At 56.9% G+C, this 13,632-nt stretch carries 11 protein-coding genes; 2 read left to right on the plus strand and 9 right to left on the minus strand.

Annotated elements, in window-relative coordinates; genetic code table 11:
* Nucleotides 1-217 precede the first annotated feature (217 nt).
* Together CHB83_RS03830 and CHB83_RS03835 are read left to right on the plus strand one after the other, a co-directional pair.
* Nucleotides 218-1,576, plus strand: coding sequence for a M20/M25/M40 family metallo-hydrolase (locus CHB83_RS03830; RefSeq protein ID WP_045689808.1), 1,359 nt, complete (start codon nucleotides 218-220; stop codon nucleotides 1,574-1,576).
* Between the two features lie 243 nt (nucleotides 1,577-1,819).
* Complete coding sequence (locus CHB83_RS03835; protein WP_218823159.1) at nucleotides 1,820-2,587, plus strand: slipin family protein; 768 nt, start codon at nucleotides 1,820-1,822, stop codon at nucleotides 2,585-2,587.
* 93 nt (nucleotides 2,588-2,680) lie between these two features.
* On the opposite strand, the gene CHB83_RS03840 is transcribed toward CHB83_RS03835, so the two are convergent.
* The 9 genes from CHB83_RS03840 to CHB83_RS03885 all read right to left on the minus strand — a co-directional run bounded on the left by CHB83_RS03840 (nucleotide 2,681) and on the right by CHB83_RS03885 (nucleotide 13,604).
* A complete protein-coding gene (locus tag CHB83_RS03840; protein WP_089331710.1) occupies nucleotides 2,681-3,235 on the minus strand; it encodes a GNAT family N-acetyltransferase in 555 nt (184 codons plus the stop codon).
* Nucleotides 3,201-3,725 carry a GNAT family N-acetyltransferase gene (locus CHB83_RS03845; RefSeq protein WP_089331711.1) on the minus strand — a complete coding sequence of 175 codons (525 nt, stop codon included), beginning with the start codon at nucleotides 3,723-3,725 and terminating at the stop codon, nucleotides 3,201-3,203. The genes CHB83_RS03840 and CHB83_RS03845 overlap by 35 nt, the downstream gene beginning before the upstream one ends.
* Nucleotides 3,709-4,983 carry a glycoside hydrolase family 2 TIM barrel-domain containing protein gene (locus tag CHB83_RS03850; protein WP_143436981.1) on the minus strand — a complete coding sequence of 425 codons (1,275 nt, stop codon included), beginning with the start codon at nucleotides 4,981-4,983 and terminating at the stop codon, nucleotides 3,709-3,711. The genes CHB83_RS03845 and CHB83_RS03850 overlap by 17 nt, the downstream gene beginning before the upstream one ends.
* A gap of 69 nt (nucleotides 4,984-5,052) precedes the next feature.
* Entirely contained in the window at nucleotides 5,053-5,559 is a 507-nt protein-coding gene (locus CHB83_RS03855) for a DUF2306 domain-containing protein (RefSeq protein WP_143436982.1), read from the minus strand.
* A 663-nt stretch (nucleotides 5,560-6,222) separates the two neighbouring features.
* The gene (locus CHB83_RS03865; RefSeq protein WP_089331713.1) at nucleotides 6,223-6,786 is read right to left on the minus strand and encodes a hypothetical protein; all 564 of its coding nucleotides are present in this window, start codon (nucleotides 6,784-6,786) and stop codon (nucleotides 6,223-6,225) included.
* Between the two features lie 66 nt (nucleotides 6,787-6,852).
* Nucleotides 6,853-9,150: a GH92 family glycosyl hydrolase gene (locus CHB83_RS03870; protein ID WP_089331714.1), complete on the minus strand. Its 2,298-nt coding sequence runs from the start codon at nucleotides 9,148-9,150 to the stop codon at nucleotides 6,853-6,855.
* A 372-nt stretch (nucleotides 9,151-9,522) separates the two neighbouring features.
* Complete coding sequence (locus CHB83_RS03875; RefSeq protein ID WP_089331715.1) at nucleotides 9,523-10,053, minus strand: nuclear transport factor 2 family protein; 531 nt, start codon at nucleotides 10,051-10,053, stop codon at nucleotides 9,523-9,525.
* Between the two features lie 288 nt (nucleotides 10,054-10,341).
* On the minus strand, nucleotides 10,342-12,906 hold the full coding sequence (locus CHB83_RS03880; RefSeq protein WP_245855271.1) for an ABC transporter permease: 2,565 nt from the start codon (nucleotides 12,904-12,906) through the stop codon (nucleotides 10,342-10,344).
* Entirely contained in the window at nucleotides 12,903-13,604 is a 702-nt protein-coding gene (locus CHB83_RS03885) for an ABC transporter ATP-binding protein (protein ID WP_089331716.1), read from the minus strand. Before CHB83_RS03885 ends, CHB83_RS03880 begins: the two co-directional genes overlap by 4 nt.
* Nucleotides 13,605-13,632: the final 28 nt, after the last annotated feature.

The following is a 13,632-nucleotide window of genomic DNA, read 5'->3' on the forward strand; positions in this document are numbered from 1 at the left end:
CAGCAACGCCGCTTTCAAGATAGGGTAGCGATGCTGCTGCGGGCTTACTCTTTTCACCTCCTACTAGCGTGCTGAGGAACTAGTGGAATTAGCTGCCTAGGCGGCTGACCCTCCGGCGGTTCAGGGGTGAGCTTTCCAGGAAAAGATGCGGGGCCGCAACGCCGTGGCTGTATCTTGCGTCTCTTGCCCAATTCTAATCTGACCTTGACTTCCAACCATGCGCCGTTCTACGCTGCTTCTGCTTTCCCTGGGCCTGAGTGCCTCCGCCTTTGCCCAAACCAAGCCCACAACCACCCCCGACCCCATCATCACCAAAATGGTGGAGGATATTTCCGAGAAAAACCTGCGCGACGACATCGACAAGCTCGTGAGCTTCGGCACTCGCCACACGTTGTCGGACACCAAGAGCAAGAAGCGGGGTATTGGCGCGGCGCGCAATTGGGTAGAAGATGAATTCAAGAAGTACAGTAAGGCCAGCGGAGGCCGCCTGAAAGTGGAGCAAGACACCTTCACCATCAAGCCCGACGGACGGCGCATCAACCGCCCCGTGGTGATGGCCAACGTCATGGCTACTCTGCCCGGCACTGACCCCACCGATAAGCGCGTGTTCATCGTGAGCGGCCACATCGACTCACGGGTGACGGACGTGATGAATGCGACGGCCGACGCGCCCGGCGCCAACGATGACGGCTCTGGCACCGTGGCTGTGATGGAACTGGCCCGCGTAATGAGCAAGCAGCAGTTTCCGGCTACCATCATCTTTGTGGCGGTGCAGGGCGAGGAGCAGGGTCTCTACGGCTCTACTCACCTAGCTAAGCGGGCCAAGAAAGAAGGCTGGAACCTGGTGGCCATGCTCAACAACGACATCATGGGTAGCTCTACGGGGCACGACCCAGAAATCAAGGACGACAAGCGCCTGCGCGTATTCAGCGAAGGGGTGCCAGCCACCGAAACGCCGGATGAGGCCCGCGTGCGTCGCACGTTGTCATCGGAAAACGACTCGCCCAGCCGCCAGCTAGCCCGCTACACCCGCGTAGCCTGCCAGCAGTACGTGCCCGGCCACGAGGTAGTGCTAGAATACCGCCCCGACCGTTTTCTGCGCGGTGGCGACCATACGCCATTTAACCAACAGGGCTTTTCGGCGGTGCGCTTCTCCGAAATGAACGAGGACTTCCGCCATCAGCACCAGGACCTGCGCACGGAAAAGGGCGAGGAATACGGCGACTACGCCAAGTTTATGGACTTTCCCTACCTGCGCAAAAACACGGGCGTCAACCTAGCTACTCTGGCGGCCTTGGCCTTGGCCCCCGCCGCCCCCGAGAACGTAGGCGTACTCACGGCCAACCTTACCAACCGCACCGAGCTGAAGTGGGACGCGCCGAAAGCCGGCGAAAAGCCCGCGGGCTATTACGTGCTCATGCGTGAAACCAGCGCCCCGGAGTGGCAGCAGAAGTTCTTCGTGACCGACACCAAAGCCGACCTGCCTCACAGCAAAGACAACTACATTTTTGGGGTTGTATCCGTAGATGCGGAGGGGCACGAGAGCCTGGCCGTACTTCCGAAGCCCGTGCGCTAAGGGCACGGCAGTTGACAAACTACCTTCCTCCTGGTAAGTAAATGCAGAGAAATCTCCGCGCTACCCTACCATTAGGGAAATACTACCCTCCCGAAATGGTAAGGTAGCGCGCGGAGATTTCTCTGTTCAACTCTCGCACAAAGCCTGTTTCTAGCGTAGAAACAGGCTTTTTTATTCACTGCGTAGCGCTGGCATGGGGCATGTGTTATGGTAAAGCATATTCATCAGTACTACCTCTTTAGTATGACCATGTCTCTGCTTTTCTCGCTTCTGTTCGTTATTGTGTTCCTGTTGATGGGCCTGTGTATTGCTCAGGAGTATGAGCGCGCCATTGTATTTCGGCTGGGGCGCTACGTGGGACGGCGCGGGCCGGGCCTGTACTGGATTATCCCGCTTATTGAGCGCCGCACTACGGTAGACATCCGCACCAAAACCGTGGACCTGGAACAGCAGGAAACCATTACCAAGGACAGCGTAACCATTAAGGTAAACGCCGTGCTGTGGTTTCGAGTCATCAACCCCGAGGATGCCATCATCAAGGTAGCCAACGTCAACCAGGCCGTCTACCAGCTTTCTGTTACGGCACTACGCAACATTATTGGGCAGCACCAGCTCGACGAGGTTCTTAAAGAGCGCCAGCAGATCAACGCTACGCTGCAGCAGCTAGTAGATGCTGCCACTGAAACCTGGGGTGTAAAGATTGAGATGGTGGAAATCAAGGACGTAGAGATACCTGAGTCTATGCAGCGCGCCATGGCCCGCGAGGCCGAGGCCATTCGGGAGAAACGCGCCCGCATTATTAAGGCCGAAGCCGAGCTGGAAGCCAGCATCAAGCTCACCCAAGGCGCCAAACAGATGGAAGAAAGCCCCATTGCCTTAGAGTTGCGCCGCTTGCAAATGCTCTCCGAAATCGGAATTGACAACAATACAACTACCATTGTAATGGTGCCCTCTGAATTTACCCAAGCTGCCAAAAGCCTGACGCAGCTAGCCGGACAAACTGGTAACTAACACCCTACCGTTGGGTAGCCTGACTACGCATCCCTAATTGGATAGACTGCTTGCTGCAATGGTAGGAAGTAAGCGCGGGCTAGGTATGCTGTGTTAGTGAGTAGGATTGCTTTTGGCATACCAGACCCACGCTGCACCAGCTTCCACAAATGCTTTCTGCCGTTGCATCCCCAGCTTATCCAGCACCCGACAGGAGGCACTATTTGCTTGCATCACCGTGGCACGCACCTCGGCTACTTGTAGCACTTGGAAGGCAAACACCAAGCTGGCCGCGGCCGCCTCCGAGGCATACCCCTGACCCCAATACTGGGGAAGCAACCGGTAGCCAATATCGTAGTAATTGGTGCGCCCATCCACAAAGCTGTCGTTGACCAACTTGAGGCCGCACCAACCCAGAAACTCCTGGGTATCCTGGTGTACTACGGCCCACCGTCCCAGGCCATTGTGCTGGTACTGCCCCCGGATATACTCGACAATGGCGCTGGCTTCTGCCAGCGTACTGATGGGCTTGTTGGGCACGTAGCGCAGCACAGCGGGGTTCGAGTCGAGGGCCAGAATACCGGCGGCATCGGCCGCAGTTATTTCCCGCAGCAGCAAGCGGGCAGTGGTCAGGCTATTCACGGCGCCGTAGGGCGTACACCAACTCATCGTGGTATTCGCCGTTTTTGAAAAAGGTTTGGGCAAAGCGGGCTTCCAACGCAAAGCCTGCTTTTTCTAGCACGCGCTGAGAAGCCCCGTTGGTACCAAAAGGCCGCGCGAAAATGCGGTTGATGTCGAAGGTCTGGAAGGCGTAGGCTACCATGCGCGTAATGGCCTGGGTGATGATACCCCGCCCCCAGAACGGCTCGCCCAGCCAGTAGCCCAGCTCGGCGTTTTTGCGTTCAATAGCTGAGCGCGGATGCACGCCAATGCCGCCAACGGCTTCGCCCTCCACCTCAATAGCGAAGAGATGAGCAACCTCTTCGCCGCTGGCAAGCCCGATGAAGTAGCGGCCAGCTTCCTCCGTGTACGGATGCGGAAACTGGTCGTTCATGAACCGAGCAATGGCCGGATTATTGGCGTAGCGGACCAGGCTAGGCAAATCAGTCAGCGTCCACGGGCGGAGTGTGAAGGGAACGGAATTACTTGGCTTGTACATAGAACGGAATATTTGCCGTGGCTACGTTGTCGTGGCCGTCGTAGGCGTATACAAACAAGCGGTAGGCGCCTTCTTTTTGCGGGGCCGTAAGGGTAGTCTGGGCTTTGGCTCCGGCCGGAATCAGGCCCGTAATAGCCACTGGGCGGCTCTCCCGGTCGCCGCCCGACTTAAGATCGGTGCTTTCTGGCAGCAGTTCCCACCGGTAGGTTAGCTGGTCCTGGTTGGGGTCGGTAACGGCCACAGCGGCGAGGTAGCGCTGGCCGGGCTGCAAGTACACGTTGTCGGTAGCCTGCTTATTATTCAGCGTGAAACTAGCCAAGTGCGGGGCCCGATTCTTCGGCCACGCCCCGCTCCAGAGGTACTGCATCACATCCACCACCTCTGATTCTTTTCCATCTTCGGTGAAGAGCCCGTACCAGGTAGGCGTGCGCTCCTGCTTCTGCCCCCACAAGAATACGTAGGTACCTAAGCACTGCGTTTTGTCCTTGGCTACCGATGCCTCGTAGCGGCTCTGGTACACGGCCGCTTTCTGGCTGCTGGTTTCTTCTACCGAGGCTTTCCAGGGCGTAACCGGGCTTTCCCAGTGGCCGGTGGGGCCCCACTCCGCTACTACATATGGCCCCTTCCAGCCGGTGGTGCGCACCTGCTGCGGAATGGAAGCCAGCCCCGCGTACGTGTTGATGCTCAGGATATCCACGGCCGGGCACTTGGCCTTGATATAGTCTACCTCCTGTTGGTTGAGGCCCGCCAGCACAGTACTGGTGGGGTGGTTAGGGTCTACCTCGTGAATCATTTGGGCAATTTGCTGCACCGCGTCCCACACCTTGGGGTTGGTATACTCCAAGTTCAACTCGTTGCCAATCCCCCAAAACAGCAGGTCTGGGCTGTCTTTAAATCGGAGCACATCGGCACGCAGGCGCTGCAATTGTTCGGCTACTGCCTTTGGGTCATTGTAGTCGAAGCCATGCCGCTCACGCACCACATCCAGCCCCATCATCACTGTAAGGCCGTTTTTGTGGGCCTCGGCTAGCACCTTCTCGCCGCCCACGGTGGTCCAGGTACGAATGGAATTGCCGCCGCAAGCTTTGATACGCTCGGGGAACTGCCCCCCACCGGCACCTTTGATAAAGTATGGCTTGCCGCCGCGGAGCAACTCGTAGCGGCCATTGGTTTGCTTGACTTCCACTTTAACGGGACCTGTTTGGGCGCAAGCAACGGTACTAAGGGTAAGCAAGGATAGAAGGAGGTGGGCTTTCATGGACAGATGCGGGTAGTGAAGGCCCTATGTTAGTTAAACAGCACGGATATATTGTGCGCCTTCCTGCACCTACCCTGAGCTAGCTGGGCTGTACTGAGCACCAGGCGCACCCACATGCCACTGCTTACGCCGGTGGTTAAACAAGGCGGCTCCCGGTAGCATAACTGCTAGCAGAGAGATGCTAGCCACTTCCCAGAAGTGGAGGCCCGGCAGGCGTACCAGCACTTCGGCCACCAAGGCCACGTACAGTTCCAGCACCGACAAGTACATAAAACTGTAGTGCAGCTGCCGCCAGGAGCGCACTGGTTTCTTGCGCAGTACGGGCGCCATTCCTAGGACCAGCGTAACGGAGCTGAGGAGCGCGGCCACGTGAAAAATACCGAAGCCGTGGTATTGCCGGTAAATGGCAAATGAAGTGGTGAGCATCAGGATCATACTACCCACGTAGCCGTACCCGAACCGCTTGTGCAGGGCACCTCGCTTGGCTAGCAGCAGCACCGCAGTCCCCAGAATTAACGAAGCTAATGCCGCTACCAGATGTAGTAACCCCCAACTGCTATAAACTACTGTAGGCATGCGGTAGGCGGCTTGGTCGGCAGCCGTCACGGCGTGCTCAAGACAAAGTCAGGGAGAATAAGGGAAACTAGCTATGTGCGTTTGCTAGCAAAACAGTAGCCCCCCCATATTGTTCTTTTCGCCACTAGGTGCAGGATTACATCCCCGCATGTCAACCCAGCCCCCTTAGCTTGCGTTATAGGGCCTACACACCATTTCCTTGTCAATCATGAGCATATTTGGTTCTGACCGCCAACCGAGCGGTACGCTAGGAGGTTTGCTTTCAGGTTTGTTTAATAGCTGGGGTGGCCAACGTGCTGCTGCTGGCGCTGTTCGTCCGGCTTCCGGTGGCTTCAACCGCAAGCTTGCTGGGGGTGCGCTGCTAGCAGCTGGCGCGGCGTATCTATACAATCGCAACAGAAATAAAAGCGTAAATACCCCTAGCTTTACCGGCAACGAATAGCCTATTCGTTGCAACAATAAAATCCCCGCTTCGCGCTGCAACAGGCACGAAGCGGGGATTTATTTTGAGCTGATGTTCACTTCCTATAAGGCCTTACACTCAGTACGCTTTACCTCAGGTCACCTCACGGTTAGTACTTCTACTATATAAACGTGTTTGCTGCTCTGGTTTTTTACCGTGATGCGGAAGGTTTTGCCGTTTTCCAGATTTAACGGGGCGTGTCAGCACTGATTAGGCGCAAACGCTTTTTCTAACAGAGCAATTACTTCTTCTGTCGGCCTAGCCTCAGCGTCTAGCTTAGTCAGAGGCACCACTACTTTAGGAAACTCATCCACAAAACGCATTTCCTCAAATGCAGGAATGCGGTGCTGCTGCATAATCTGCTCGAAGTGCTGCCGGTCTACGCCCCATACTTTGACAAACTTCGATTCGGCTACGTAGGCTTCCATTAGCGTTTTTTCATCTTCATAGATGAGGCCGAATTCTAGGAAGCAGTCTTGGACTAACTCCTTTTGCAGAGAGGCTAACTTTCCCAATACAAGTGCCTTATCCTGATACTCGCCATGTGTCACTTCATCTTCGTATGGACAGAAGATACAAGCACATACGCTGGGCAGCATAGCTGCTAGGTCTGTGAATAACTCCCATAAACGGGAGTTATTCACATTCACCTCGGCATAGAAGCGAAACAGTTGTTCGGGGTCTTCTACTTCCGTCAGCACAAAACCTTCAACGAACTCTACTTCCTGCCACGCATCAATTGTATCCCAATAGGAACGCGGCACGTCACTTTTTCCCGCAAATCGGGTCGTTCTAGGTATTTCTAGGCTTGACATGGCTTTGTATATTTCTCACGGCCGCGCGGCCATCGTAAACACCAGCTCTCCGCCGTTCATAATGGCCTCGTGCGCGAGGAAGGGGCGGGTGAGCTTTTGGCCGTTGAGGCGGGCTTCCTTCACGTAGACGTTTTTGTCGCTCTGGTTCTTCACCGTGATGCGGAAGGTCTTGCCGTTTTCCAGGTTCAATACCGCGCCGTGCACGGCGGGGCTGCCCAGGGCGTATTCCGGGGAGCCGGGCGCGACGGGGTAGAAGCCCAGGGCGGAGAAGATATACCAGGCCGACATCTGCCCGCAGTCGTCGTTACCGCCGAGGCCGTCGGGCGTGGGGCGGTACATCTTGGGCAGAATCATGCGTACCCGAGCCTGGGTTTTGTAGGGCTGGTCCGTCCAGTTGTAGAGGTAGGCGGCGTGGTGGGCGGGCTCGTTGCCGTGCACGTAGTTGCCAATGATGCCCTCGCGGCTGATATCCTCGGTTTCAGCGAAGAACTTGTCGGGCAGATTCATCGTGAACAGCGAATCGAGGTGCTCGGTGAAGCGACGGTTGCCGCCCATTTTGGCGATAAGCGCCGTGGGGTCCTGGGGCACGTAGAGGCTGTAATTCCACGCATTGCCCTCAATGAAGCCCTGGTTGTGGGTACTCAGCACGTCGAACTCCTTGCGGAAACTACCGTCGGCAAGCTTAGGGCGCATAAAGCCGATGCGCTGATCGTACACATTCTGCCAGTTCTGAGCCCGCTTGCTGAACTCCTGGTAGATATCCTGCCGATTGAGTTTCTGAGCCATCTGGGCAATGCACCAGTCGTCGTAGGCATATTCCAAGGTTTTAGAAACCGAGGAGCCGCTTTTGTCCTCGGGCACGTAGCCCAGCTGCATGTAGTAGCCAATGCCATCGTAGCGGGCCGTACGGGCCGTAGTCACGCAAGCATCAAGGGCCTTATTGGCATCAAAGGGAGCATTGCCTTTCAGCACAGCATCGGCAATAACGGGCACGGAGTGGTAGCCAATCATGCACCAGTTTTCATTGGCATAATGGCTCCAAATAGGCAGCATGTGCTCCACGCTCTGGTCGAAGTGGGCCAGCATGGAGCGAATCATATCGGCGTTGCGCTTGGGTTGCAGCACGTTGAACAGCGGGTGCAGGGCGCGGTACGTGTCCCAGAGCGAGAAGGTAGTATAGTTGGTGAAGCCGTCTGCCCGGTGGTTGTTCTGGTCGAGGCCGCGGTACTGCCCATCGGCGTCCATGTAGTTCGTGGGGCTCAGAAAGGCGTGATACATGGCCGTGTAGAAGTTCTCCTTATCTACCTTCTTCGGCGACGTGATGACCACTTTGCTTAGCTCCTGCTGCCAGAGTTGCTGGGCCTGGGCTTTCACCTTGTTGAAGTCCCAACCCGGTGCTTCGGTACGTAGGTTTTGGAGGGCGCCGGCAGTGCTCACGGGCGAGAGAGCAAACTTCACTTTCACCTTTTCGCCGGGCGCGGTGGTCTTAAAGTTGAAGTACATGCGCAGTTGCTCGCCGGCCAAGTCGGGGAAGTTCTTCGTCTGGTCAAACTTGCCCCAAAAGCCGCGGTAGGCCTGCTTCTTGCTGTAATTGTGGCTACCGTACTCGGCAAAGGGCCTTGAGAACGTCATGGCGAAGTACACCGTGCGGGTGCGGGCCCAGCCATTGGTTTGGCGGTAGCCGGTCACGAGGGTATCATTTTCTACCCGCACGAAGGTCCACACGTTCTTGTCCGGGTAGTTGTAGATGCCATGCATCAAGTCCACAATCAGGTGGGCCTGATCAGTGGCCTGGGGGAAAGTGTACTGGTGCATTCCCACGCGGTTGGTAGCGGTCAGCTCAGCCAAGATGTCGTGGTCTTGCAGGCGCACGCGGTAGTAGCCTGGTTCCGCTACCTCCGTATCGTGGCGAAAACGGGAGCGGTAACCACGCTCAGGTTGGGTAGCCGTGCCGGGATTCAGCTGGAGCGCCCCCGTAGTAGGCATCACAAGAAAGTCGCCGAGGTCGGAGTGGCCGGTGCCGCTGAAGTGGGTGTGGCTAAATCCTACAATGGTAGGGTCAGTATACTGGTAGCCAGCGCAGTACTTGTACACATCAGGGTTGTACTTGCCGTCCTGCTCGTAGCTAAGGGTGTCGGTATCGGGCGAGAGCTGCACCATACCGAAGGGCACAGTAGCCCCCGGAAATGTATGTCCCATCTTCGCCGTCCCGACTATCGGATGGGCATACTGCACCAAATTTTCAGTAGGCTTTGAGGTTTGGGCGAGGGTAGGCAGGGCCGTGAGCAGCGCGGCCAGCAGCAGGAGTTTCATTAGCTTCTGGAAAGGCGGTTGAGGATAGCAAGGTAATGCTAAATGGTTTTAGCAAGTCTCTCTTCCTTGGGCATATCCCGGTTTATGTATTCACGCAGATGTAGGATTGTAATATAGATACTAGTCCCTAAGCTCACCTGTGACCATAGCTTTCATGGTGGCAGCGTAGCAATCAAAAGTACACCTATGTGCTCGTGCTCGTCAATGACGAGCCGACGCTCCAAGCCAACATCCGCTCAGGTTAGTTTAACCTTACACTCCAGGATTAGTGGGCAGTTCTCAACCATCGTAGTAATAAGCCTTGCCCATCTAGCATTGCTTATTAAGGACTGAGACATCTTAGCTCTTCTATCGGTAGGCAATAGTAGCCTCTCAATGCCCGTAGCTTACTACCCGCGTCACTTTCCACTGCCCGTCGCGTAGGCGCCACACCATCATGTTTTTGAAGGTACCGCAGTCGTCTTTGCCGTTCTCGACGTGGCAGAAGCGGTGTTGGTAGGTTTCCACGGCGCCGTAGCCGCTGATCGGGTAGACTTCCAGCGTGCCAGGCACGAGCTGGCGGTTCAGGCCGGTCGCTTTGTTCTGGTCAAACAGAGATTGGAAGCCTTGCATGGTTTGCTGAAAGTCAGCTAGGCCGCCTTTGTCGTGGTAGAACTCCAGGTCCTCAGCGAAGAAGGTTTGGAGTTGAGTTAGATCGTGGCGGTTAAATGCTTCAAACATGGCACTATCCTGACGGGCGATGGTGCGGTACAACGCTTTATCAACAGCTACCGATGGCCCTGCCTGAGGTACCAAACCCGGCTTGGCCGCTGAGCAGGACGCCATACTGAGTGTCAGCAGCATACCAAACCAGTAGCCTATTCCCTGCCGCCCCAGCCGACATTTTCCTTGGATCTTGTTCATACCTAACAACTATGAAAACCCGCCTCTTTATTCCGCACAGTACTGGAGATGCGGACGAGCCGGGGCGTTGCATACTACCAGCAGGCTACTAGAGTAACAGAAGATAAGCGGGCGCACTTCCCCAACGCAACCGGACAGCTACGTTCAGGTGAAAACATACAATCAGAAGTCAAAGCTGATCGAACCGTCTCTACTACTTGGTGGATAGTAATACAGACAACGTGGTAGAGATGCTCCGACCAGCTTGAGCCAATTGTTCTGCTTACCTCAACAACTTTTACGTACTCCTTACCCCGCTTCACCGCGCAATATCTCCAGTGGGGGGCGCGTCAGTACATCACGGCTGTTGAATAGGCCAATGAGGACGGTGAGAATAGTAGTACCTAAGGCCAGTAGTAGTAAAGGCACCACCGACGGGGCGAAAGGAACTTCAAATACCCAGCGTGCCAACGCCCACGCGGCACCAATGGAGAGCACCAGCCCAGCCCCGGCCGCCAGTATACCCAGCAAAGCGTATTCCACTAGCGTGATGCGCAGAATCTGCCGACGACTGGCTCCTAAAGTGCGCAGCAGCACGCTTTCTTGCACGCGCTGGTAGCGGCTCACTACCACGGAGCTGGCCAGTACTAGAAGGCCAGTAGCAATGCTAAACAACGCCATGAAGCGAATCACAAAGGAAATTTTGCTCAGGATATCGTCCAGGGTTTGTAAGATCAAGCCTAGATCAATGGCCGATACGTTGGGGTAGCGGCTCACCAACTCTCGTTGCACAGCTCCGAGCACGGCGTTGTTGGGCACGCGGGTCATGAGGGCGTCAAACTGTGGTGCATCTTCTAAAACGCCACTGGGAAACACAACCAGGAAGTTCGTTTGCACGCGCGACCAGTCTACCGTGCGGGTGCCGCTCACAATAGTGGCTAGAGGCACTCCTTGCACGTTGAAGGTCAGGGTATCGCCCAGAGTTAAGCGTAGGCGCTTGAAGTACCCATCTTCCATAGAAATTCGGGGCGTCCCGTCGGCGCCTAAGGACGGTGCCTGGCCCGTTTCTAGCTTTTCGGAGGCAATAAGCTGGTTGCGGTACGTCACGCGATACTCCCGGCTAAAGGCCCGCTTGAGCCCACCCCGAGCGGTATCCTGGCGGAAGTCGGCGCTGGTGCGGCCGTTGATGGCGGCCAGTCGCATGGTTACGACTGGAACTTGTTGAAGAATGGGCAGTTGCCGCTGCTTGAGGAGCTGGCTGATGCCCACCCGTTGGCCGGGCTGAATGTCAAATAGCACCAGGTTGGGTTGCTCGCCGCTGGCTGCCAGCTGTACCCGGCCTAGCAGCAAGCCCTGCAATAGGTAAAGGGTAGCCAGCAGAAACACACCCAAGCCAATAGAAACTACTAGCGTAATGGTCTGGTTGTTGGGGCGGTACAGGTTGGCCAGTCCCTGCCGCCATACGTAGCTCCACGAGGTAGGAAAGTAACGGCGTACCATCCAGCGCAGCCCCTGGCCCAAGGCGGCCAACGCCCCAAATGCTACCAGTAAACCACCCGCAAAGCCCAAGGCCTGTTTGGCGTCGCGGATTTGCAGGTACGCAAATCCCGTAATGAAGGCCGCAATCAGCCCAAACACCACGAAGCGCAGCGGATCAGGCCGGGTAGCATCTTCCTCAAAGGAAGCGCGCAACGTACGCAAGGGCGATACGCGCCGAATACTCAGCAAGGGCAGTAGGGCAAACAGTATGGCCACTAATACTCCCGTGATAATGCCCTGAACCACCGCCGCCCACGATACGGCGACTCGCACAGCAACGGGCAAGAAACCCGCAAATACGCGGGGAAGCAGTAACTGCACCATTGTGCCCAGCCCCGCCCCCACTACGGCTCCTACCAAGCCCATGAGAGCTATCTGAAGCAGATAAATCTGGACGGCTTGCCAGCCGCTGGCGCCCAGGCAGCGCAAAACGGCCACCGCAGCTACTTTCTCCCGCACGTACAGGCTCACCGCGCTAGCTACCCCCACGCAGCCGAGCAGCAGGGCTACAAAGGCTACTAGGTTCAGAAACCGGGTGAGGTCGGCAAAAGAACGGCCGGTTTGCTTTTTCCGACTGGCTACGGTGTCGGTATCCAGATTTGCTTCCTCGAAGCGAGCTTCCAGAGGCTTGATAAGGGCCTCCACATCGGTGCCGGGCGCAAACTGGTAGTAGGTGCGGTACTGGATGCGGCTGCCGCGCTGCACGAGCCCAGTTTGCGCCAGCAGCCCCCCAGGAATAAACACCGTGGGCGCCACGGCCGCACTAAAGCCCGACTGCCCCGGCGTTTTGAGCACCCGCCCGGCAATACGAAATGTGAGCTTCCCTACCTTAATAGAGTCGCCGGGACGGGCGTTGAACTGCACCAGAAGCGCATCATCCACCAAGGCCAGGCGCTGCCCTGGTCCTGCTGCTTGCCGGAACAGGGGCACCGCGCCGGCTGGCTGCACTTCCCACGTGCCGTAGTACGGAAAGCCGCCCGTAAGGGCCCGCACCTGCGCCAGCCGTACCCCCTGCCCTTTCGGGAACTGCACGAGCGAGGCAAATGCTACCTCATTGCTGCGGGTACCCCCTAGCCCACGCAGCGTGGGCTGCAACTCAGCCCCAACCGGCTGGGTAGACGAGATTACCAAATCGGCACCCACCAGCTCGCGTGCTTGCTCGTTGATGCTACGGGCCAGGTTGTCGCCGAACCCGTTAATGCCCACTAGTGCCGCAATGCCCAGCACAATAGCTGAAATAAAAAGCAATAAGCGGGAGCGACTACGGCGGCTGTCGCGCCATGCCATGCGCCAGAGCCACCCCAGGCCTGGCCGCGCTTTCGGAAGGCTACTCATGAGGTGGGAGTAGGCGCTATGGCCCGGTCAGAGAAGGAATCGGATACTACGGTGCCCCCCTTGATGCGCACTACTCGCTGGGTCTTGGCGGCCAACTCCAGATCATGCGTCACCAGCACCAACGTGGTACCAGCTTCGCGGTTCAGTTCAAACAGTAGCTCCACCACCGTGGCACTGGTATCGGCATCCAGGTTGCCGGTGGGCTCATCGGCAAACAGAATTTTAGGCCTGTTGGCGAAAGCCCGAGCCAGGGATACGCGCTGCTGCTCGCCCCCGGAAAGCTGGGTAGGGTAATGGTGGCCCCGGCCAGCCAACCCCACGCGCTCCAACAGGTTCTGCGCCGTTTTCTCGCCGCCCTGAATACCGCGTAGCTCCAGGGGTACCAGCACGTTTTCGAGGGCCGTGAGCGTGGGCAGTAGTTGAAAATTCTGGAAAATGAAGCCTACGTACTCGTTCCGCACCGCGGCGCGCTGATCTTCACTGAGGGTATCCAGCTGAATACCGTTGAGCCATACGCTGCCCGACGAAGCCCGGTCGAGGCCGGCGCACAGCCCCAGCAGGGTGGTTTTGCCGCTGCCCGAGGGGCCCACAATAGAAAAGGTGTCGCCGGGTTGCAGCTCGAAGCTGACGGACTCTAGCACAGTAAGCTGGCGCCCAGCACTGGCGTAGGATTTGGTAAGATTTTCGACTTTGAGCATGAAGCGAGAGTGAGAAAGCTACCCACCT

This window comes from Hymenobacter mucosus, assembly GCF_900188255.1.
GTDB lineage: Bacteria > Bacteroidota > Bacteroidia > Cytophagales > Hymenobacteraceae > Hymenobacter > Hymenobacter mucosus.

Excerpts from the sequence above, each read along its gene's own strand:
- CHB83_RS03830 (WP_045689808.1), top strand. The coding sequence starts at position 218 with ATGCGCCGTTCTACGCTGCTTCTGCTTTCCCTGGGCCTGAGTGCCTCC.
- CHB83_RS03835 (WP_218823159.1), top strand. The coding sequence starts at position 1,820 with ATGACCATGTCTCTGCTTTTCTCGCTTCTGTTCGTTATTGTGTTCCTG.
- CHB83_RS03840 (WP_089331710.1), bottom strand. The coding sequence starts at position 3,235 with ATGAGTTGGTGTACGCCCTACGGCGCCGTGAATAGCCTGACCACTGCC.
- CHB83_RS03845 (WP_089331711.1), bottom strand. The coding sequence starts at position 3,725 with ATGTACAAGCCAAGTAATTCCGTTCCCTTCACACTCCGCCCGTGGACG.
- CHB83_RS03850 (WP_143436981.1), bottom strand. The coding sequence starts at position 4,983 with ATGAAAGCCCACCTCCTTCTATCCTTGCTTACCCTTAGTACCGTTGCT.
- CHB83_RS03855 (WP_143436982.1), bottom strand. The coding sequence starts at position 5,559 with ATGCCTACAGTAGTTTATAGCAGTTGGGGGTTACTACATCTGGTAGCG.
- CHB83_RS03870 (WP_089331714.1), bottom strand. The coding sequence starts at position 9,150 with ATGAAACTCCTGCTGCTGGCCGCGCTGCTCACGGCCCTGCCTACCCTC.
- CHB83_RS03875 (WP_089331715.1), bottom strand. The coding sequence starts at position 10,053 with ATGAACAAGATCCAAGGAAAATGTCGGCTGGGGCGGCAGGGAATAGGC.
- CHB83_RS03880 (WP_245855271.1), bottom strand. The coding sequence starts at position 12,906 with ATGAGTAGCCTTCCGAAAGCGCGGCCAGGCCTGGGGTGGCTCTGGCGC.
- CHB83_RS03885 (WP_089331716.1), bottom strand. The coding sequence starts at position 13,604 with ATGCTCAAAGTCGAAAATCTTACCAAATCCTACGCCAGTGCTGGGCGC.